Annotated in this window: 19 protein-coding genes; 5 read left to right on the top strand and 14 right to left on the bottom strand. The window is 41.9% G+C overall.

The genetic code is table 11. The features are described from left to right. The first annotated feature begins 79 nt into the window (after window positions 1–79). Window positions 80–1,438 carry an alpha-amylase family glycosyl hydrolase gene (locus tag ACJAT7_RS00215; protein ID WP_415224782.1) on the top strand — a complete coding sequence of 453 codons (1,359 nt, stop codon included), beginning with the start codon at window positions 80–82 and terminating at the stop codon, window positions 1,436–1,438. 81 nt (window positions 1,439–1,519) lie between these two features. Here the strand turns inward: ACJAT7_RS00215 and hemW are convergent, their stop codons facing one another. The 7 genes from hemW to ACJAT7_RS00180 form a co-directional block, all read right to left on the bottom strand. Continuing rightward, entirely contained in the window at window positions 1,520–2,662 is a 1,143-nt protein-coding gene (gene hemW / locus ACJAT7_RS00210; protein WP_415224781.1) for a radical SAM family heme chaperone HemW, read from the bottom strand. A gap of 63 nt (window positions 2,663–2,725) precedes the next feature. Further along, complete coding sequence (rdgB, locus tag ACJAT7_RS00205) at window positions 2,726–3,328, bottom strand: RdgB/HAM1 family non-canonical purine NTP pyrophosphatase (protein WP_415224780.1); 603 nt, start codon at window positions 3,326–3,328, stop codon at window positions 2,726–2,728. A 17-nt stretch (window positions 3,329–3,345) separates the two neighbouring features. Beyond that, window positions 3,346–3,777 carry a DUF4426 domain-containing protein gene (locus tag ACJAT7_RS00200; RefSeq protein WP_415224779.1) on the bottom strand — a complete coding sequence of 144 codons (432 nt, stop codon included), beginning with the start codon at window positions 3,775–3,777 and terminating at the stop codon, window positions 3,346–3,348. Between the two features lie 9 nt (window positions 3,778–3,786). After that, window positions 3,787–4,086 (bottom strand): DUF167 family protein YggU, encoded by a 300-nt coding sequence (gene yggU, locus ACJAT7_RS00195; RefSeq protein WP_415224778.1) that lies wholly within the window; start codon window positions 4,084–4,086, stop codon window positions 3,787–3,789. Further along, entirely contained in the window at window positions 4,086–4,628 is a 543-nt protein-coding gene (locus ACJAT7_RS00190; RefSeq protein ID WP_415224777.1) for a YggT family protein, read from the bottom strand. Before ACJAT7_RS00190 ends, yggU begins: the two co-directional genes overlap by 1 nt. Window positions 4,629–4,659: 31 nt before the next feature. Continuing rightward, a complete protein-coding gene (gene proC, locus ACJAT7_RS00185; RefSeq protein WP_415224776.1) occupies window positions 4,660–5,484 on the bottom strand; it encodes a pyrroline-5-carboxylate reductase in 825 nt (274 codons plus the stop codon). Between the two features lie 17 nt (window positions 5,485–5,501). After that, complete coding sequence (locus ACJAT7_RS00180) at window positions 5,502–6,203, bottom strand: YggS family pyridoxal phosphate-dependent enzyme (RefSeq protein WP_415224775.1); 702 nt, start codon at window positions 6,201–6,203, stop codon at window positions 5,502–5,504. A 17-nt stretch (window positions 6,204–6,220) separates the two neighbouring features. Here ACJAT7_RS00180 and ACJAT7_RS00175 point away from each other — a divergent pair, with 17 nt between their 5' ends. The 3 genes from ACJAT7_RS00175 to yaaA all read left to right on the top strand — a co-directional run bounded on the left by ACJAT7_RS00175 (window position 6,221) and on the right by yaaA (window position 9,238). After that, a complete protein-coding gene (locus ACJAT7_RS00175) occupies window positions 6,221–7,255 on the top strand; it encodes a type IV pilus twitching motility protein PilT (protein WP_415224774.1) in 1,035 nt (344 codons plus the stop codon). A 13-nt stretch (window positions 7,256–7,268) separates the two neighbouring features. Further along, the gene (locus ACJAT7_RS00170) at window positions 7,269–8,384 is read left to right on the top strand and encodes a PilT/PilU family type 4a pilus ATPase (RefSeq protein ID WP_415224773.1); all 1,116 of its coding nucleotides are present in this window, start codon (window positions 7,269–7,271) and stop codon (window positions 8,382–8,384) included. Between the two features lie 80 nt (window positions 8,385–8,464). Beyond that, window positions 8,465–9,238, top strand: a complete 774-nt coding sequence (gene yaaA, locus ACJAT7_RS00165; protein ID WP_415224772.1) for a peroxide stress protein YaaA — start codon at window positions 8,465–8,467, stop codon at window positions 9,236–9,238. Window positions 9,239–9,291: 53 nt separating this feature from the next. Here the strand turns inward: yaaA and srmB are convergent, their stop codons facing one another. The 7 genes from srmB to mutH form a co-directional block, all read right to left on the bottom strand. Then, window positions 9,292–10,650: an ATP-dependent RNA helicase SrmB gene (srmB, locus tag ACJAT7_RS00160; protein WP_415224771.1), complete on the bottom strand. Its 1,359-nt coding sequence runs from the start codon at window positions 10,648–10,650 to the stop codon at window positions 9,292–9,294. A gap of 227 nt (window positions 10,651–10,877) precedes the next feature. Continuing rightward, window positions 10,878–12,431 carry a DUF3369 domain-containing protein gene (locus tag ACJAT7_RS00155; protein ID WP_415224770.1) on the bottom strand — a complete coding sequence of 518 codons (1,554 nt, stop codon included), beginning with the start codon at window positions 12,429–12,431 and terminating at the stop codon, window positions 10,878–10,880. Between the two features lie 306 nt (window positions 12,432–12,737). Continuing rightward, window positions 12,738–13,385 carry a lytic transglycosylase domain-containing protein gene (locus ACJAT7_RS00150; RefSeq protein WP_415224769.1) on the bottom strand — a complete coding sequence of 216 codons (648 nt, stop codon included), beginning with the start codon at window positions 13,383–13,385 and terminating at the stop codon, window positions 12,738–12,740. 7 nt (window positions 13,386–13,392) lie between these two features. Further along, window positions 13,393–15,117, bottom strand: a complete 1,725-nt coding sequence (locus ACJAT7_RS00145) for a PglL family O-oligosaccharyltransferase (RefSeq protein WP_415224768.1) — start codon at window positions 15,115–15,117, stop codon at window positions 13,393–13,395. Between the two features lie 22 nt (window positions 15,118–15,139). Beyond that, window positions 15,140–17,971 (bottom strand): excinuclease ABC subunit UvrA, encoded by a 2,832-nt coding sequence (gene uvrA, locus ACJAT7_RS00140; protein WP_415224767.1) that lies wholly within the window; start codon window positions 17,969–17,971, stop codon window positions 15,140–15,142. Window positions 17,972–18,195: 224 nt separating this feature from the next. Beyond that, a complete protein-coding gene (locus ACJAT7_RS00135) occupies window positions 18,196–18,525 on the bottom strand; it encodes a hypothetical protein (RefSeq protein WP_415224766.1) in 330 nt (109 codons plus the stop codon). 89 nt (window positions 18,526–18,614) lie between these two features. Next, on the bottom strand, window positions 18,615–19,277 hold the full coding sequence (gene mutH / locus ACJAT7_RS00130; protein WP_415224765.1) for a DNA mismatch repair endonuclease MutH: 663 nt from the start codon (window positions 19,275–19,277) through the stop codon (window positions 18,615–18,617). A 623-nt stretch (window positions 19,278–19,900) separates the two neighbouring features. Here mutH and rppH point away from each other — a divergent pair. After that, the gene (gene rppH / locus ACJAT7_RS00125) at window positions 19,901–20,446 is read left to right on the top strand and encodes an RNA pyrophosphohydrolase (RefSeq protein ID WP_415224764.1); all 546 of its coding nucleotides are present in this window, start codon (window positions 19,901–19,903) and stop codon (window positions 20,444–20,446) included. Window positions 20,447–20,467 lie beyond the last annotated feature (21 nt).

The following is a 20,467-nucleotide window of genomic DNA, read 5'->3' as shown; positions in this document are numbered from 1 at the left end:
AGAAAGTGTTTCTTGGTTGTTTCTTTTTTTTATTGCGTAATAATGTTTCTTTGTAAAATTTATAAGTGGAGCATCTAAGATGCCAAAATCTGCACAGCCTATCGCCACGTCTCAGCAAGCGTCAGCCGCAACTAAGAAACAGTATCAACCTAAACCATTTGTTGAACTTAACCATCCGCAGTGGTGTAAAAATGCCACCATTTACGAAGTCAATATCCGCCAATATACCCAAGAGGGGACATTTAAAGCGTTTGCTGAGCACCTTACGCGTCTGCAGCAATTAGGTGTGGATATTTTGTGGTTGATGCCTATCCATCCCATTGGTGAAAAAAATCGCAAGGGGGAGAAAGGCAGCGCCTATTCGGTAAAAGACTATACAGCGGTTAATCCCGATTACGGCACGTTAGCTGATTTAAAGGCGTTAGTGAGCAAAGCACACAGCATGGGGATGTACGTTATTTTAGACTGGGTAGCCAATCATTCCGCTTGGGACAATCACCTCACTAAAACGAATCCAGAGTGGTATAGCAAAGATCATAACGGCAATTTCCAGCCTACCCCCTGGTGGGACTGGTCGGATATTATCGATTTTGATTATTCAAACCCGCAGATGCGCGAATATATGACAGACGCACTGAAATACTGGGTAAAAGAGGCCGACATAGACGGCTACCGCGCGGATGTGGCAGGTTTTGTGCCGACCGATTTTTGGGATAATGCCCGCCGTGAACTCGATCAGATTAAACCTGTATTTATGCTGGCGGAATGGGATGCGCGCGATCTTCATAAAAGTGCATTCGATATGACTTATGCCTGGTCACTGCATGAGGTGATGCATGAGGTGGCGATGGGTAAAAAAGATGCGTCGGCAATTTTTATGCATTTTGCGCATATCTTAAATTCATGGCCTGATAATGCGATTCTGATGAACTTTGTCGATAACCACGATAAAAATTCTTGGGATAAATGCATGTTTACCCGTTTTGGTAAATATCTGCACAGCTGTATTGTTTTAACCGCAACGGTTGAGGGGATGCCGCTTATTTATAGCGGTCAGGAGGCGGGACTCGACCGGGAGTTAGCTTTTTTCGATAAGGATCAGATAGTCTGGCAAGAGCATGAGATAGGAACAATCTATCAGCAACTCTTTACCTTAAAACATAATAATCAAGCGCTCTGGAATGGTGATTGGGGCGGTAAAATGATCCCTGTTATCAACGACAAAAGCGATACTGTGTTCTCATTTGTACGCCAGAAAGGGCAAGATAAAGTATTTGTGGTTTTAAATTTTTCAGATAAAACGCAATGCGTAAATTTTGCTTCTGATATTCAATATGGCTGCTATCAAGAGCTGTTTAGCCAATCTGAAGCTATTTTTGAGGCGCAATCGAGTGAAACAATAGAAGCGTTCGGTTATCGGGTTTATGTGAAAAAATAACAGTTTAAAAACCAGCATAGCGCGTACAGATCTGCTGTGCTGGTATCAATTTTGGTTATTTATCATATTCAGTAATGACGGTTAATCTATAAATAGCGCCAATAAATCATTTAAATATCTTCGCCCTAATGCGCTTACCTGCCAGCTGCTGGTATCTTTGCTGAGCAGCTTTCTGGCGATCGCTTTTTCAATGGGCTGATTGATGGTGTCTATACTCAGTCCGGTATAGTCTTCAAATTCAGAAAAGGGGATAGGTTCAAATAGACGCAGGCGATTGAGCATATATTCAAAGGCTAACTCATCGCTTGCGACGCTATTTGATTCATCCAGAAATGGCTGAGAACTGTCCAGATAGCCTTTTGGATGTTTGATTTTACTGCAGCGAATTATTTTGTTCTGCAGTGGTAGGGTCAACTTGCCGTGCGCGCCGCAGCCGATACCTAAGTAGTCGCCAAAACGCCAGTAATTAAGGTTATGCTGACAGTTAAAACCGGGTTTGCTATAAGCGGAAATTTCATACTGCAGATAGCCATTGTCCGCCAATAGTTTTTGTCCTGCTTCTTGGATATCCCATAACAGATCATCTTCTGGCAATATCGGGGGATGTGAAAAATATTGGGTATTGGGCTCAATGGTTAACTGATACCAAGACAGATGGGTTGGCTGTAAAGCGATTGCCGTTTGCAGATCCTCCAACGCATCATTGAGACTTTGATCCGGCAATCCATGCATGAGATCCAGATTAAAGGTTTTCATGCCCACAGCAACGGCTTGTTTAGCAGCGTTTTTTGCCTCCTGCGGCCCATGAATACGGCCCAGTTTGGTCAGTTTCTGCTGCTGAAAACTCTGCACGCCAAAGGAAAGTCGACTGATACCTGCCTGTTTAAAGTCGCTGATTTTTTGGTTTTCAATGGCGCCCGGATTAGCTTCAAGGGTGATTTCGATCTCTTCTTTAAAGGGGATCTTTTTTTCTATCTCACGCAGAAACCAGCCGATACCTTGCGCGGAGAGTAAACTGGGGGTACCGCCGCCAATAAAAATGGTCTCTAATCGTCGCCCTTGGACATAAACCAGATCATTGCTCAGATCTTCTAATAGCGCCTGCAGGTAATCTTGTTCGGGGATCTCGCCGCGCAGTTTATGTGAATTAAAATCACAGTAGGGGCATTTTTCAATGCACCAGGGGATATGGATATAAAGGCTAAGCGGTGGCAACAAAAGCATGAAAAAACCTATTTTGAGAGCGGGAATAACCCATGGCGACCATGGGAATAATTGGGAGGGCTGTTAATTTAACTGTTCTTTTAACCGTTCAACTAATTGGGCTAATGCTTGGCCGCGATGGCTTAGCTCATTTTTACGCTGCTTGCTCAGCTGCGCCGAGGAGCAGTGATCGCTTTCAACCCAAAAAACAGGATCATAACCAAAACCGTTTGCGCCCTGCTGGCGGTCGCTTATCACACCTTCCCATGTGCCTTGGCAAATAATAGGAGTCGGATCGAGATCGTGACGCATATAGACTAAAACACACTGGAAACGCGCGCGACGGTGTTCGCTGCCCACGCCTTCTAATTTATTGAGTAACAGATCTATATTATCTTGATCGCTGGCATTTTCACCCGCAAAACGGGAGGAGTAAATACCGGGTTGGCCACTTAAAAAATCAACCTCTAGACCTGAATCCTCCGCAATCGCAGGCAGACCGGTTACTTTGGCTGCATGACGTGCTTTAATAATGGCATTTTCAACAAATGTAGTACCTGTTTCAGCGACTTCTGAAACATTAAAATGACTTTGCGGTAAAATTTCAATGGCAAAGCTGTTCAGCAGCTGGCTCATCTCTTTTACTTTGCCTATATTGCCTGTGGCCAAGACCCATTTTTTTTTCATTTTTTTGCGCCTATCTTTTAATCGACATAAAATTTATGCTGGAATTTAAGAATATTGGTTTTATTCTGCGAGTTTATTTTAATTTTAAAGTTAACAATCTCTTCGTTGCCGAAGGGGTAGGTCGCAATATAATAAATTGCATCTCCTTCTACGATTGTTTTAAATTCTAACACCTGGCTTTGCCCAAGCAAGTTGTCTCCACTACCTGTTAGCTCTGCTGATACCGCCTTGAGCTTTGCCGTTTTATCGAGAACGGTAATATTAATAACGCCAGTGTATTTACTGCGTTTAATGCCGTAATGTTTGGCGATATTCGGTGTTATAAAAGTGGATGGCAGGGCGATATAATGCACTTGTAGATTGCCGAAATCTTGGAATTGCTCAGCAATGGTCGGCAGACTGACACAGAGCAGTATCGATGCGCAGAGAATTTGATAAAATTTGCCCATCATTATTCCTTATTCTTCATTAGTGTTAGTAAAAAAAGCCGGCATCTGTTTTGGGCTAGTAATGCGTACCCGTTTATGGCGATTTAATAACCCTTTTTCCACTGTAACTGCACTTTTAGGGACCTTGAACTGTTTACTGAGAAATTTAACTAAATGCGCATTGGCTTTGCCGTCAATAGGCGGCGCAGTAATGGCGATTTTAAGTTCATCTCCGAGCAAACCGACAAACTGATCACGGCTGGCTTTAGGTTGTAAAACAAGGCGGAGCAAAAGGTCTTGCCCCTCCTGTTGTAAATACACCGCAGACACTAAAACAGTCGGCTTAACAGATCATTGACTAGCATCTCTAAAAACTGCAGACCGACCAGAACTACGATCATCGACAGATCGAGTCCACCGATAGGTGGAACAAAACGACGCACAGGTGCGAGCAGCGGTTCACTTAACTGAATCATGACCGCTTCAATGGGATTCTGCCCACGGCTTACCCAGCTTAAAATTGCGCGTAAAACCAACACCCAAAATATAAGTTTGAAGACAGCAGTCAATAATATAACCAATGCCGAAACCAGGATCACAACCGGGTTGAATGCCGCCCCGACAAGCAGACTCAAGGTGATGATTTTAAGCGCCGCCACCACAAAAGCAAACAAGATGGTGGCCAGATCCCAGCCAGCAAAGCTGGGAATTATTCTCCGCAGCGGCCCGACAACAGGCTGCGTTGCTTTGATAATAAACTGGCTAAACGGGTTATAAAAATCAGCACGAGCAACCTGTAACCAAACACGTATTAAAACCACCATAATATAGAGGTCAAACAGGGTATTGATTAGAAAATTAACTGCATTCATAAAGTAATCTCTCTTTTTATGTTAAGTCGGGTTAAAGCGACTTTTCCATTTCTATACCGCGGTCTGCAACTGCCTGCATCGCTTTAGCAACAATATCACTTAACCCTAATTCGTTAAATGTACGCAACCCTTCTGCGGTTGTGCCGCCTTTTGAAGTAACATTTTTACGCAATTGAGAGATACTAATATCAGCGTTTTCTTTAACCATTTCAGCGCTGCCCAGTGCCGTTTGTAAAACCAGTAAACGTGCCTGTTGCTCATCAAATCCCATCTCCATCGCTTTAGCCTGCATCGCTTCCATAAACAGAAAGAAATAAGCGGGAGCCGAGCCTGCTGCTGCGGTAACTGCGTTGATCATAGCTTCATCTTCAATCCAGACGATTTCACCCACTGCAGACATCAATTCGCCGGCAAAAGTTTTGTCCGTTTCACTGACCTGCTCTGAAGCGAATAAACCAGTCATCCCTTTTTGCACTAAGGCGGGCATATTGGGCATAGCGCGGATAACCGCAGTATTAACACCCACTAAAGATTGTAGGCGTTGTACGGAAATGCCCGCAGCAATGGAAATAACGAGTTTATTGCTGAAATCGATACCTTGCTCGCTAAGTGTTTGACAAACCGTCGCCATAATTTGCGGTTTAACGGCTAAGACAATGACGTCACACCAATTTGTCGCGTCTATATTGTCTTGAGATCCTTTAATTGCATGTAATTTAGTGAGTTTTTCTGTGTTATCTACACAGGGATCGCTCGCGCAAATAAAATCGGCTGGGTAACCGCCTTGCACTAAACCACTGATAATGCTGCCTGCCATATTGCCCGCGCCGATAAAAGTAATTTTTTTATGTAACATGTTTATACCCTTTTTAATTAGTTTCTTGATCCAAAAATATCACTGCCAATGCGTACCATAGTACTGCCGCAACGAATGGCGCTGTGCAAATCTGCGCTCATTCCCATCGACAGTGTATCAATATCCGGATACAGTAATTGCAGTTGATGGTAGATGTTATAGAGTGTATCGAATTGATTTTCAAGTAGCTCGATATTTTCTGTTTTTTTAGGAATAGCCATAATGCCGCGTAGTTTTAAATGCGCTAGACTATTTACTTGTGACGCCAGTTCAATAACTTGCGATAAAGTAGTACCCGACTTGCTTGCTTCTTCGCTAATATTAACCTGCAGACAAATATTAAGTGCGGGCAGGTTGTTAGGGCGTTGATCGTTTAAACGCTGTGCAATTTTAAAACGATCAACACTTTGTACCCAGTCGAAATTTTCAGCAACTGGGCGTGTTTTATTCGACTGTAATGGGCCAATAAAATACCAACAAATAGGCTCATCAAAATCAGCATCGGCTTTGATTTGTTGAATTTTTTCGATGCTTTCTTGCACGTAATTTTCACCAAAATGGCGTAAACCAGCTTGATAAGCCTGTTTTATTGCAGAAACCGGTTTAGTTTTACTCACGGCGAGCAATTGAATTTGATCACTGTCACGGTGTACTTGACGAGCGGCATAAGCTATTTTGTGTTTAACGCTGGTTATTTGTTTAAAAATATTATTAATCATAAATAGGATTTCAAATTATGGATATCACAGAATTATTGGCTTTTAGTGTAAAGCATAATGCATCAGATCTACACCTTTCCGCTGGAGTTCCGCCCATGATCAGGGTAGATGGTGAAGTTCGCAAGATAAATGTGCCAGCATTAGAGCATAAAGAGGTGCATAGTCTCATTTATGACATAATGAATGATAAGCAGCGTAAAGATTTTGAAGAAAAACTGGAAACCGATTTTTCATTTGAAATTCCTGATTTAGCGCGTTTTCGTGTTAATGCATTTAATCAGAAACGCGGCGCTGGTGCGGTGTTTAGGACAATCCCAAGTAAAGTGTTAACCCTGTCGGATTTAGGCGCGCCAGATATTTTCAAAAAAATATCTGATTTTCCACGCGGTTTGGTACTGGTAACCGGGCCAACGGGATCGGGTAAATCAACCACCTTAGCGGCTATGATAGATTATATTAATGACACTCGCCATGAGCATATTTTAACGATTGAGGATCCGATCGAGTTTGTACATGAAACAAAAAAATCACTGGTAAATCAGCGCGAGGTTTTTAAGGATACATTGAGTTTTGATGCTGCCTTACGAAGTGCTTTACGTGAGGATCCTGATGTTATTATGGTCGGCGAAATGCGTGATTTAGAAACGATTCGCTTAGCATTAACCGCTGCAGAAACCGGGCATTTAGTTTTTGGCACATTGCATACTACCTCTGCGGCAAAAACCATTGACCGTGTAATTGATGTGTTTCCTGCCGCAGAAAAGGGGATGGTTCGCTCTATGCTCTCTGAATCATTGCGCGCAGTTATCTCCCAAGCGCTGCTTAAGAAAAATGGCGGAGGGCGTGTGGCAGCCCATGAAATTATGATGGGGATTCCGGCAATCCGTAATCTGATTCGTGAAGATAAAGTTGCCCAGATGTACTCGGTTATTCAAACCGGGATGGTGCACGGTATGCAAACGTTGGATCAATGTTTACGCAATATGGTTGCCCAAGGCACTGTTTCTCATGCAGATGCGGCGCAAAAAGCGGCTGATCCTAAAACATTCTAAGGTGGATTAATTTATGTTAAATAAATTATTAAAAAAAACAGATCAAGTAAAAGCATCTGATCTTTTTCTTTCAGTTGGCTTACCCCCGACCATTAAACTTAACGGACGTTTGGAGTCATTATCTAAAACGACGCTAAGCAGTAGCGATATTTATGCCTTATGTGAAGAGGCGATGGGGGAAGAGCGCTTTGCGAAATTCAAGATTGATAAAGAGTCTAATTATGCGCTTACCTCTGAAGAATCGGGGCGCTTTCGGGTTAGCGCATTTATGCAAAAAGAGCAGCCCGCTATGGTTATTCGCCGCATTGAAAGTAAAATTCCAAGTTTTGATGAGTTATACCTGCCCGAACAGTTAAAAGAGATCTGTATGGCACAACGCGGATTGATTTTATTTGTCGGCGCAACGGGAGCGGGCAAATCGACAACGCAGGCTGCAATGGTCGGTTACCGCAATCAAAACTCATCAGGTCATATTTTAACCATCGAAGATCCCATTGAATTTGTCCATGAGCATGGGCGTTCGGTGGTAACTCAACGAGAAGTGGGAATTGATACTGAATCATTTGACGATGCGCTGAAAAATTCATTACGCCAAGCGCCCGATGTTATTTTAATCGGTGAAATACGTACTCAAGAAACGATGGAGTTTACCTTAACTTTTGCAGAAACAGGGCACCTCTGTATGGCAACGCTGCATGCGAATAATGCCAATCAGGCCTTAGATCGAATTCTCCATTTAGTCTCGAAAGAGCGTCATCGCCAGTTCTTATTTGATCTGTCTGTGAATTTACGCGCCATTGTTGCGCAGCAGTTAATACCCACCGTTGATGGTAAAGGCCGCCGGGTTGCTTTTGAAATATTGTATAACACGCCAACCATGGCGGAAGCCATTCGTACCGGCGAGCTCCATACTATCAAAGATATTATGAAAGGCTCGGCGGAGCATGGCATGCAGACCTTTGATCAAGCGCTCTTTAATTTATATGAAAAAGGTATTATTGGCTATACGGAAGCCCTGGCGCATGCAGATTCTGCCAATGATGTACGCTTAATGATTAAATTAAATTCAACGGAAGGTAAAAAAAGCTTAAACAAGGGCGCATTAGATGGTGTTACATTAGGTTTTTAATATTCGTGTAATGTGTATTTCATAAAAAAAGCGACAGCCGTCGCTTTTTTATTGACGAAAAATAATTGTTAGGAGCCACCATGTTAGTTGTACTTTCCCCAGCCAAAACGCTTGACTATGCCACCCCTGCGCATTTATCTGCATTTTCGCAACCCGAGTTCTTGGCGCATAGCCAGCAGCTGATAAGCCGTTGTCAGAATCTTTCCATGCAGGAGATCGCATCATTAATGAAAGTGAGCGATAATATTGCCGGTTTGAATGTGGCGCGATTTAGCGAATGGCATACTCCCTTTTCATTAGATAATGCCAAGCAAGCGCTGTTTGCCTTCCAAGGCGATGTTTATACCGGGTTGCAGGCACAGACATTAACGATTGGTACATTAAACTATGCGCAGAGCCATTTGCGTATTCTTTCCGGTTTGTATGGTCTATTAAGACCGCTTGATTTGATGCAGGCTTATCGCTTAGAGATGGGCACACGATTAGACAATGAACGAGGCGCTAATTTATACCAGTTTTGGGGAGAGGTGATTACACCCGCCTTAAATAAAGCGCTCCAAGCACAAGGTGATAACTTACTGATTAATTTAGCATCAAATGAGTATTTTAAAGCTGTGAATAAAAAAGAGTTTAATGGAGTCATTATTACGCCCGTTTTTAAAGATCAAAAAAAGGGGCAATATAAGGTCATTAGCTTTTATGCGAAAAAAGCGCGCGGTTTGATGGCTCGCTATATTATTGAGCAGCAGTTAACAGAGGTTGAGCAGTTACAAGACTTTTCTGCTAATGGTTATTATTTTGTGGAAAGTGAATCGCAGGGGAATGAGCTGGTTTTTTACCGAGATGAAATATAATGTAATGGTTTGAGGTTAAGAGCTGCGAGTCTCGCAGCTCTTAATTAGCGTTCTTATTCTGCCGAATCTTCTTTTTTACCTTGACCTGCCCAGCTTGGTTTACCTTTCGCTTTGACATTACGGTGGCGCTGTTTGCCCATATCTTCTTTTTTCTTCAGTCGTTTGGCTTTTTGCTGGTTTTTTAGCTCATCCGCACGCTCTTTGCCTTTTTTGCTGACCGGTTTTTTCAGTTTACGTTGGCTAACGTGTGCTTCTTTATGGCTTGGACGTAATGATTTGATCACGCGACGTTTGATTGTTTGCTCTGTATAGCGTTCAACTTTTGCCAGCATATCTACATCATGTGCTTCAATTAATGAAATCGCAGTCCCCTTTTTACCCCCGCGTGCGGTGCGGCCAATACGGTGCACGTATATATCTGGGCTGCGCGGCATATCATAGTTAATGACATGAGTGACATCAGGCACATCAATACCGCGCGCAGCAACATCTGTGGCGATTAAGATATTAATCTTGCCCGCTTTAAACTGTGCTAATGCGTGGTTGCGTTTTTCCTGGTCCATCTCGCCACGCAGATAACAGCAGCTAATTTTTAGCTCTGTAAGTTGCGCAACCAATTCAGCTAAACGATCACGTGTTTTTACAAAAACGATCACTTTTTGTTGCTGCTCATCTTCTTTTACTTCCTGCTGCAAAATAGCCGCTAATAAGTCTAATTTATGTTCCGGGTTATCAGCAAGGTGGGCCCATTGCATGATTTTTCCGCTTTCACGACGAGAAACCTCTGCGCTAAGCTGTATTGGATTATTTAATACCTCGCGTGAAAATTCGCGTAGACCCTTACCTTCTAATGTCGCTGAAAATAGAGAGGTTTGCTTGCGCCAGCGTGTTTCTCCCGTGATGCGGTCCATCGCTTGGATAAAGCCCATATCTAGCATACGGTCCGCTTCATCAAGAATAAGTGTTTCAACTTCGCGGCAATCAAATGCTTCTGAGTCGATATATTCCATTAAACGGCCCGGCGTCGCGATCACTATATCAACAGTCTCTGTGATCACGTGTTCTTGCTCTTGGTAGGAGATGCCGCCTATGATATTACCAACAACAAAATCCGTTCCTGCAACCAGCTGCTGGGCAACTTCACTTATCTGTACCGCCAGTTCTCGTGTTGGAGTTAATATTAAAACACGAGCAGAACCGCCTCTTCGACGCGGGAAGTCAATTAAACGTTGTACCGCAGGTAACAAGAATGCCAATGTTTTACCGGTTCCGGTAGGGGCGCTCGCCATTATGTCCCGTTCATCCATTGCCGGAGGTATGGCTAAAGTTTGAATGCTTGTTGGGCGTTTGTGGCCCATTTTAGCAACGGCGTTTAATAGATGTTGGTCGAGCTCAAGGGCTTCAAAAGACATGCAATTTCCAAATGACAATATGTATAAAAGGACATTATAAAGCAAAGCTTACAATTGTGATAAGAATAGTTTAGATAGATACGTGGTGATAGATACGCGATAAAAAAAATAGGCAAGCGGGTGGGATAATTATCTTGCTGTGTGGTGCTTTGATTGATCACTCTGCGCGGCTATTTAAGCCGCGCAGTGTGATGCTAAACGCATTCAGCGCTCAGCAAGCCGGAATTTTAAAAACTATCTTGGTAGCGTTCATTGACTGCAATGATTTGCCCTTTGTGTTTGTTAAACGCCGCTACAACAAGTGGATCAAAATGTAAACCTGACTGGTCATTAATAAACTGCAGCACTTCTTCAATTGGCCATGCTTTTTTATAGCAACGATCATGTGCGAGCGCATCAAATACATCAGCCAGCGCGGCAAGTCGCCCGATTAAGTCTATCTCTTCACCTTTTAAGCCATTAGGGTAGCCAGTGCCATCCCATTTTTCATGATGCTGATAACTAATTAAAGCGGCATATTTTAAAATATCTTGGCTTGAATAGCGTACCAGCTCATAGCCAATCTCAACATGAGACTGCATTATCTTCCATTCATTGGCATCCAGTGCGCCCGGTTTATGGAGAATATAATCGGGGATACCTATTTTTCCAAGATCATGCAGTGGTGACGCGGATTTTATTTTTTCCGATTCGGCAATGCTGAAGCCTAATTCAAGTGCAAGAATTCGCGTTATTTCAGCTACGCGGCGAATATGGTTACCTGTTTCTTTGGATTTTCGTTCAATTGCTTCGCCCAAGAGGTAAACAATTTCACGTTGACCCTCTTCAATTTCATGACGAAGCTCTTCATTATCGAAAGAGGTTTTGGTATTACTCGCAAATAAATCCAGCAATGCTATATCTTGCTCTGAGAGTGAAGCAAAACCTTCAAAATAAAGAATAATACAGCTGTTTGAACTGCTTTGCATATTCATAACAAATGCATCCGAAGTGTAAATATGGCGTTGTTCGGCCATACTCCGGCTAATCATTAATGAGGCACTATCGGGTAATTTTTCTATATCATTTAGTTCGGTTAAGTGCGCGAAATCACCACGCGCTTCTATCAGATGGAAAACCGTTGGATTACAATAAATGCCGATAGAAGAAAGGGCATATAAGGGGGTCAACGAGCACTGTGCAACTAGTTTTGACAGATAGTTAATCGTTTCGTCAATAAGCGTTTCGTATGTGATCGCATCAAAAAGGGCCGACGAGGATTCAACAACGAGCTCAAGACCTTTTTTGTTTTTAGTCAAACTAATAATATTTTGGTAGGAGCGCAACGCGCTACACATTAGCGTATCGAGTTTAATGCCACTAAGTTCTGTTTTATTTTTGTAATCAGAAATATCATATTCGCGGATAATTTTTCTTTCTGGTGCTTGTCCTGGCTGGCCTGTTCGTAACACGATACGGGTTGATTTGTTGTTTAGTTCATTACGAATGGTTTTAATCAGCCGTAATCCTGCGTCATCGGTTTCCATTACCACATCGATTAATGCAACCGCAATATCATCATGTTCTAAAAACAGCTGCTCTGCTTCATATGCAGAGTACGCGCTTAAAAAATGTAAAGGGGTATCGTCCCATTCAAAGCTGGAAAGTACCAATTTAGTGACTGCATGCACTTCTTTATCATCATCAACAATCATCACCTTCCATGGGCAAAGGTGTAAAGAAAGTGGCTCTTCAGCATTTGTAGTATCATCTTCTATAAAAAGAAGATCATCATCATTCATAAAAAGATCCCGATAAAATTATATAAAATGGGTGCACAAATTCAAATGTAACATCAACTAGAAAATATTGCGTCCTGTGAAGACGGAAAAGTAGTATGAGCTTCTTTGTACCATGTTATTGCTATATTTAATCAGTTTTCTTGCAGTTTGTGATTAATTTCACGTATCAAATCTCTATATTGGCAAGTCTGTTCAAATTTTAATCTGTTAATTTTCGTGGCAGATTATTTTTTCCTCTATATGTTCAGTGGAATTGCCGTGTTAGCTAGGCCGAAAATCAGAGTACGAAGCCCAGCTTGGCTATTATTATAAGTTACCTTTGTAGTACTGATAAAACCCCATTACTTTAGAGACATAGGCTTGGGTTTCAGGATAGGGCGGGATCTGTTTGTTATACCGCCTTACCGTGCCCTCTCCCGCGTTATAAGCTGCTAAAGCCAGTTTTTTAGTTTTAAACTCTTTTAATAATTTATAGAGATATTCTGTGCCGGCATCGATGCTTTGCTGGGGATCGAACGGATCGCTTACAGCAAAACGTTTGGCGGTAACGGGCATCAACTGCATTAAACCTTTTGCGCCCGAAGATGACACCGCCGTGCGCCGATAACTCGACTCTGCCGTGATCACTGCGTGAATAAATGCCGGCTCTAATTGGTATCTGTTGGCTGCCCGAACGATTAGCGGGTGATATCTATTCTGCAGCTCTTTGCTATTGGGTATGGTTATATTGGTGTAACTTTTTTCTTTCCAATTTTTAAATGAGCCACTGCTTTTATTGCCTTTACTGCGCAGTAATAAACGGTAATCATCATTGACTTTAGTTTGTGAAAAAAACTGATCACCATTTATATCTATATACATATAAATATCCGCTGCCACTCTATTACTCAGCAGTGAAACCAGTAATAGCGAGGGGATTATTCTCGCTAGTTTATAAAAAGTCCATTTTTTCATTGGCAATTTAACCACCTGTAGGTAAGGTTTGGCTGAGTGTAGGAACGGTTGTGCTTGTCGATTTTGCCGGTTTGAATGCCTTGTCCACATTCGCCAGTTGCTTATCAAGCGGATACAGATAACGGGCATACTCTAATAGCTGCTCGGCTTTTTTCGCTTGGTTATTATCGCGGTACGCCAGATAGAGGAGAATATAAAAATACGATCTAGGCGTGCTCTCTATGGTTTTTTCTGTCCAATCTATAACCTGCTGAATCTCTTCCGGGTTATCAAGTCGTTGCGCCATGGTTAAGCGAAAGTAGTTAAGATGGAAATCAAACCTATCGGCAAATACTAATGGATTAACTATATCCATTAGTAACCTAATATCAGGTTGTTTACTGCGCTCATATTGGGTTATTTTAGCTATGGTATAGAGATTCGTGACCATAAACGCTGCACAGAAAATAGGAATTAATAAGGCAAATACACGCAGTGCAAAGGTAGGTGCAAAGCGTTTACTTTGCATTGTTTGCGATTCATAATCGACATAAAACACCAGTACTAATAAAACCAGCCAATGTAAAGCAGAATGGTAGAGCGGGTATTCGGTTTGGGTATGCAGGGCGATCGGGACAACCAGCGCCATTAAAGCCAATGCGTGCGCTAATTTAAAGGCGCGCAATAAGCGCAGAAAAGAGATAACCAGCAGCAAGATTGCCACTATCGGCACTATACCACCTTCAACCGCCCAGAATAAAATGTCATTATGGGGGTGGGTTAGGTAGGCTATTTCAGGTTTTGAAGTGTTATTTTTAACCTGCTCTGCGGTATTGATTAAATAACTCCGAGAAAAACCACCATAACCGTAGCCCATTAACGGCTTTTCTTTAATCATCAACAGACTGTGTTTATAGAAATCTAGACGGACTCCTCCCTCTTTAAGGTTATCAACATTCCTTGCTCCTAATGCATCACCTTTTAGCAAAGCAAATCCAACTCCCAGAGATAAGGCCAGAATGAAAACGCCTAGTTTCTTTTTATTAGTTTGCCATGCCCAGGGAATAAATAATAACAGCGCAATTAAGAGTCCTAAATAAGCAGTCCGGGATACAGTGACAGTGATTACCCATATATTGAGTAGAGCTGTTAATAGTAAAAAGCTTTGTAATTTTTTATTTTTGATTTTCTGTAATAAATACCCCGCTAAAATCAGCGTAGTTGCCATAAAGCTGGCAAGTACATTGGGTTGCTGAAAAATGCCATAAGGGCGTCCGAACCCCACATCATAGCCAAAGATATTATCGGCGGGCAGCAGATAATCCTGCATTAAGCTGTAACAAGCTTGTAAAAATCCCGCGAGTACAATCAGTGCCAGCAGCCTTTCTATATGGCTGCGCGTAAACTGGAATTGCTGCAAGCTGACAAACAGTAGAAGACCGGCAAACAGTCCCAGTAAGCGGGTATAACTTTGCTCTGCTAGGGCATTGTTGGGGTAAAAAACGGGTATAAAAAACAGAACACAAGCGATTAAAAATACGATGGTCAATCGAGAATAGAATATTTTCTGTGCTTCGCTTATTTTCCACAAACCTATGCCGATTAACGTGGAGAAAAAGATCCATACCATATTATTTTGCGCTAATTCTAAACCACTGCCGCCTTGGTTATGCTGAAAGTAATGGGCACCGACCCCCATTAAAAGCGCGAAAGTGATAAAGAAAGCGCGGGTTAATTTTTGCTGTACATCCATGATATTTTAATTTCCATGAGAATTAGTTTGTAGAATTTTTTTCTAAAATGGCTTTTAGGAACTGCCCGGTATAACTGTCCGTGACCTTCACCACCTCTTCAGGTGTGCCCGCTGCGATAATTTCTCCGCCACCATTACCCCCTTCCGGGCCCAAATCAACAATCCAGTCGGCGGTTTTAATGACATCTAAATTATGCTCGATAATAATAATGGTATTGCCGTGATCGCGCAGAGTATGTATGACTTTTAACAGCTGAGCAATATCGTGGAAGTGTAAACCGGTGGTAGGCTCATCAAGAATATACAGGGTTTTACCTGTATCACGTTTTGAGAGTTCTTTTGCTAATTTAACACGCTGCGCTTCACCACCGGAAAGTGTGGTGGCAGCTTGCCCTAAACGAATATAAGAAAGGCCGACATCCATTAATGTTTTTAATTTACGCGCAATCACAGGGACGGGCTCAAAAAAGCGGAAGGCATCTTCAACTGTCATATCCAGTGTTTCATGGATACTCTTCCCTTTGTATTTTACGGATAGCGTTTCGCGGTTATAACGTTTACTTTTACAGACATCACAGGGCACATAAACATCCGGTAAAAAATGCATTTCAACCTTAATAACGCCGTCACCTTGGCAGGCCTCACAGCGTCCACCTTTCACATTAAAGCTAAAACGGCCGGGTTTATAGCCTCGCGCGCGCGATTCTGGTGTGGCTGCAAACAGTTCGCGAATAGGGGTAAAGATGCCCGTATAGGTAGCGGGATTTGAACGTGGCGTGCGGCCAATAGGGCTTTGATTGATATCGACCACTTTATCAAGATGCGTTAACCCGCTGATTTTATTATAGGGAGAGGCGCTGGCGCTGGCCTTATTTAGCTTGTTTTGTGCAAGTGGATAAAGGGTATCGTTAATCAAGGTTGACTTACCTGAGCCAGATACGCCGGTAATACAGGTTAATACGCCAATTGGCACTGCTAAGTTGACCGATTTTAAATTGTTTCCGCTTGCACCGCTTAATTTAATCCATTTATCGCTTAATTTTGTACGTTGCTCGGGAATGGCTATTTTTTTTCGGCCGCTAAGATAATCCGCAGTTAATGAATTCTTAGCTTTAAGAATAGTTTGGTAATCACCTTGTGAGATAACCTCGCCTCCATGGATACCGGCACCCGGGCCAATATCGATAATATGATCGGCCTGGCGAATGGCATCCTCATCATGCTCGACCACAATCACGGTATTACCCAAATCACGCAGGTGAGTAAGGGTTTTAAGTAAGCGTGCATTATCGCGCTGATGCAGGCCGATAGAAGGCTCATCTAATACATACATAACCCCCATCAGACCTGCGCCAATCTGACTGGCTAAGCGGATGCGTTGTGCTTCGCCGCCGGAAAGGGTGTCGGCGCTGCGATCTAAACTAAGATAATTAAGTCCGACATTAACCAAAAAGCTTAGACGCTGTAAAACCTCTTTAAGAATTTTATCGGCGATTTTAGCTTTTTGCCCCTGCAGTGTTAAGTTGTTAAAAAAGGTTTCTGCTTCGGCAATGGAAAGCTGAGAAATATAGGGTAAATTCACATCATTGATATAAACATGGCGTGAGGCCTCTTTGAGACGTGATCCTCCACAACTTGAACAGGATTGACGCTTCATATATTTTGCCAGATGTTCGCGCATTGCACCCGATTCTGTTTCCCGGTAACGGCGACTGCGATTAGGTATAACACCTTCAAAAGCGTGTAAACGTGACACTATATCACCGCGATCATTACTGTAGGAAAAAGATATTTTCTCATTTCCGCTGCCATACAGAACAACGTCTTGCTGTTTTTTACTGAGATTTTGAAAGGGCGTCTCAAGCGAAAATTGGCAATGGTCACTGACCGCCTGCAACATCTGGAAATAATAATTTGATTTACTGCTCCATCCATCAATGGCGCCATCACTTAGGCTCAGTGCTTTGTCAGTTACCACTAACTGAGCATCAAAATATTGTTCAACACCTAGGCCATCGCAGGTAGGACAAGCACCTGCCGGATTATTAAAGGAAAAAATTCTCGGCTCTAATTCACTAATACTGTAACCACAATGCGGACAGGCAAAATTGGCGGAGAAAAGCTGTTCCGGTTGGTCTTCATCCATAAATGCCAGTAGGGCAGAGCCATTACTTAAATTCAGTGTGGTTTCAACCGATTCAGCTAAACGTTGTTTGAGATCATCGCGCACTTTAAAGCGATCAACGATCACTTCAACCGTATGCTTTTTATGTAATTCCAATGTCGGCGGATCGCTTAAATCACAAATTTCCCCATCAATACGGGCACGCAGAAAACCTTGCGCGGCTAAACTTGCAAATGCTTTAACATGCTCGCCTTTACGTTCTTTGATAATAGGGGCAAGCAGCATCATTTTACTGCCAATGGGATTACTTAAAATAGAATCAACCATCTGGCTAACGGTTTGTGCGTTCAAAGTGACATTATGAGTGGGGCAACGCGGATCGCCGATACGTGCAAACAGTAGGCGCAAGTAATCGTAAATCTCGGTGATCGTACCGACCGTTGAACGCGGGTTATGTGAGGTCGATTTTTGTTCAATGGAGATGGCAGGAGAGAGCCCTTCGATATGATCAACATCGGGTTTCTCCATTAATGATAAAAATTGCCGCGCGTAAGCCGACAGAGACTCCACATAACGGCGCTGACCCTCTGCATATAAGGTGTCGAAAGCCAGAGATGATTTGCCTGATCCCGATAGACCGGTAATAACAATTAACTTATCTCGAGGAATAGTGAGATCGATATTTTTAAGGTTGTGGGTTCTTGCGCCACGAATTTCAATATTATTCATTATTCCCTCTGGATGTTAACTTTTATCATTTAAGAAAGAATACCACATTAACTGTAAATTAAAACAGTATATTCAACGGTCTATAATATAATTTAATGTCTATCGTTTAGGGTAAAAGAGGGGGCTTGAAATTTAACTATTTTGATCATTAAAAAATGTTGTCAATGAGTAATGCCGTCCATTTAAGGTGAACGGCATTTTTATTTGGCGGTTAAAATCAGAGCCTATGGTTTAATCGCTAATACTGCATTTTTACCGCCATCCGTTATACCATTATCGACATAACTATCAGCATCGTCAGGAATAAGAGTAAATTCATGTCCATCTGTCGCTGTTGCTTTATAGATAAACTGGAAACCATCACGATCTTCTAATGATATATTTTCCACGACTTTAAATTTACCATTTTTGAATTTTTGAAGTTCAATGGGAACCCAGTTGTTATGCTCGGAAAGTAACACAATGCACTGTGCATCTTGCGCATCTTGTTTTTCAATTTCAAACGTTACTTTTACTTGCGGTTTAGATTTTAGATATTGCTTTTTTATCGACATAATCAACTCCTTTAAAAAATGTTTATAAATGCTTATAAATTTACTGTAAATTAAGGTTGAATTCTAGGCAAATATTGTTTAATTGCTTATTAAAGATCAAAATTCTGATTAATAATTGATTGAGTAAAGGGCTTTTTAAGATAAAAACCGCGCGGACGAACTTTTATTAGTGCCCCCGCCTCACCAAATGCATCGGTTAGACAGCGTCCGTTGGCCGCTTTTGGTCTGAGCTGCATAACCTGACCGTCACGTGCACTAATCGATTCAATTTTACCGAGCGCAATTTTTTCCATTATCTCATTCCAATCAGCTGCTAATAAAAAATCTTGTTGCGCATTGGCCGACCATAAAAATCCATTGCCAACCACTCGTTCACTTAGCGGGACATTACGTTCCCCCTGAACGGGCACCCATAAAACTTTACTGAGTTTATTGCGCACATTAGAATTTTCCCAAGTTAACTTGCTGGTATTTAAAATGGGCGCGGAACAAACAAAGGTCGTTTCTAATACTTTGCCATGCTGATCTATTGGGATGGTTTTTAATTCAATTCCCAAATGTTTAAAATCTTGTTCGGGTCTACTGCCCGCTGTTGCGCCTAGATGCCACTCTATTAATTGTCCAACCCAGCCTTTATTGCTGCGCAGATCTTTGGCCATTGCAATATTGGCTGATGCGGCCAACTCCGCAAGGGAGTGGCCTGCAATCTTTTCACAGAGGGTTAGTAGTTCTTCTATTGAGTTTGGGCTCATCTATTTACCATTTTCATATTACTCTTATTTTGCTTATTCAAGGTTATGCATACTTTAATCCAGAAAGTTGCACAGAGTTATCCACTTTTATAGTGGATAAGTTAATCTTTAAAAGAACAACGGTTATTAAATGAAATTGTTATCAATAAATCACCTAAAAAAGAAGATCAGTGTCTAGTTTTTAATCTAAATGCAGGGCTGAAATTGCAAATGATTGTTTTTTAGACTAAAGAGATATGCACATTGATTTGTGAATTAATAGTACTGGATCTAATTACAGATGAAAATAAAGTATTAAAATAAAAATATCGTAAACCACTGTTATTTAGGTAATAATATAAATTTCCTGCAGCGGGTAGAAGATCTCCCATAGTATAAAAAAGATCTATTATATTTGAAAGTATTTATTATACACAAAGTTATGCACAGTTTTCGTGGATATGTGAAGAACTTAATTCCGCCATAAAAATAATCCTGATAATCAGCCAGCAATTTTAGCGTTATCAGTTTGATGGCGGGGATAATCTATGAAAGAATGCATTATTGACTTAATTTGTATTCATCACTTTAATAAAGGGGAAAATACCCCCTGTAATGAATCGTAACCTTTAAAAGGCGCCTTAGTGATTGATACTGACGGTTACCGCGCAAATGTAGCTATCATCATCTGTAATAAAAATGGACAGGTTTTATGGGCAAAACGATTTGGACAACATTCCTGGCAATTTCCTCAAGGGGGAATGAAAGAGGGCGAAACGCCTGAGCAATCAATGTTCCGAGAGTTGTACGAAGAAGTTGGCCTCAAACCTGAGCATATAACTATATTAGCCACTAGCCGTAGCTGGCTGCGTTATAAACTACCTAAACGACTAGTCCGCTGGGATTCTCCTGCACCAGTGTGTATTGGGCAGAAGCAACGCTGGTTTTTATTGCAATTAACCTCTGACGATAAGCAAATTGAATTTGATGCATGCGGCCACCCTGAATTTGATGACTGGCGCTGGGTTACTTATTGGTATCCCGTGCGTCAAGTTGTGTCATTTAAGCGTGAGGTTTATCGTAAAGCTTTAAAAGAATTTTCTGCGATAGTTTTTGCTTTAATGAGCAGTGAGTCAGACAATAAAAAAAGCAAACGCAACCGTAGGCCCTCCTTTTATAAAAATAGGTAACGCATTTTCTCACTCAAGGAT

Origin of the sequence: Psychromonas sp. (assembly GCF_047632995.1) — a bacterium.
In the GTDB taxonomy this organism is placed as follows: domain Bacteria; phylum Pseudomonadota; class Gammaproteobacteria; order Enterobacterales; family Psychromonadaceae; genus Psychromonas.
The sequence above is the reverse complement of the archived record's forward strand: the minus strand, read 5'-3'. Positions and strand labels throughout refer to the sequence as shown.

Bases quoted from the DNA above. Each gene is read 5' to 3' on its own strand.
- ACJAT7_RS00215 (WP_415224782.1), top strand. From the start codon at position 80: ATGCCAAAATCTGCACAGCCTATCGCCACGTCTCAGCAAGCGTCAGCC.
- hemW (WP_415224781.1), bottom strand. From the start codon at position 2,662: ATGCTTTTGTTGCCACCGCTTAGCCTTTATATCCATATCCCCTGGTGC.
- rdgB (WP_415224780.1), bottom strand. From the start codon at position 3,328: ATGAAAAAAAAATGGGTCTTGGCCACAGGCAATATAGGCAAAGTAAAA.
- ACJAT7_RS00200 (WP_415224779.1), bottom strand. From the start codon at position 3,777: ATGGGCAAATTTTATCAAATTCTCTGCGCATCGATACTGCTCTGTGTC.
- ACJAT7_RS00190 (WP_415224777.1), bottom strand. From the start codon at position 4,628: ATGAATGCAGTTAATTTTCTAATCAATACCCTGTTTGACCTCTATATT.
- proC (WP_415224776.1), bottom strand. From the start codon at position 5,484: ATGTTACATAAAAAAATTACTTTTATCGGCGCGGGCAATATGGCAGGC.
- ACJAT7_RS00180 (WP_415224775.1), bottom strand. From the start codon at position 6,203: ATGATTAATAATATTTTTAAACAAATAACCAGCGTTAAACACAAAATA.
- ACJAT7_RS00175 (WP_415224774.1), top strand. From the start codon at position 6,221: ATGGATATCACAGAATTATTGGCTTTTAGTGTAAAGCATAATGCATCA.
- ACJAT7_RS00170 (WP_415224773.1), top strand. From the start codon at position 7,269: ATGTTAAATAAATTATTAAAAAAAACAGATCAAGTAAAAGCATCTGAT.
- yaaA (WP_415224772.1), top strand. From the start codon at position 8,465: ATGTTAGTTGTACTTTCCCCAGCCAAAACGCTTGACTATGCCACCCCT.
- srmB (WP_415224771.1), bottom strand. From the start codon at position 10,650: ATGTCTTTTGAAGCCCTTGAGCTCGACCAACATCTATTAAACGCCGTT.
- ACJAT7_RS00155 (WP_415224770.1), bottom strand. From the start codon at position 12,431: ATGAATGATGATGATCTTCTTTTTATAGAAGATGATACTACAAATGCT.
- ACJAT7_RS00150 (WP_415224769.1), bottom strand. From the start codon at position 13,385: ATGAAAAAATGGACTTTTTATAAACTAGCGAGAATAATCCCCTCGCTA.
- ACJAT7_RS00145 (WP_415224768.1), bottom strand. From the start codon at position 15,117: ATGGATGTACAGCAAAAATTAACCCGCGCTTTCTTTATCACTTTCGCG.
- uvrA (WP_415224767.1), bottom strand. From the start codon at position 17,971: ATGAATAATATTGAAATTCGTGGCGCAAGAACCCACAACCTTAAAAAT.
- ACJAT7_RS00135 (WP_415224766.1), bottom strand. From the start codon at position 18,525: ATGTCGATAAAAAAGCAATATCTAAAATCTAAACCGCAAGTAAAAGTA.
- mutH (WP_415224765.1), bottom strand. From the start codon at position 19,277: ATGAGCCCAAACTCAATAGAAGAACTACTAACCCTCTGTGAAAAGATT.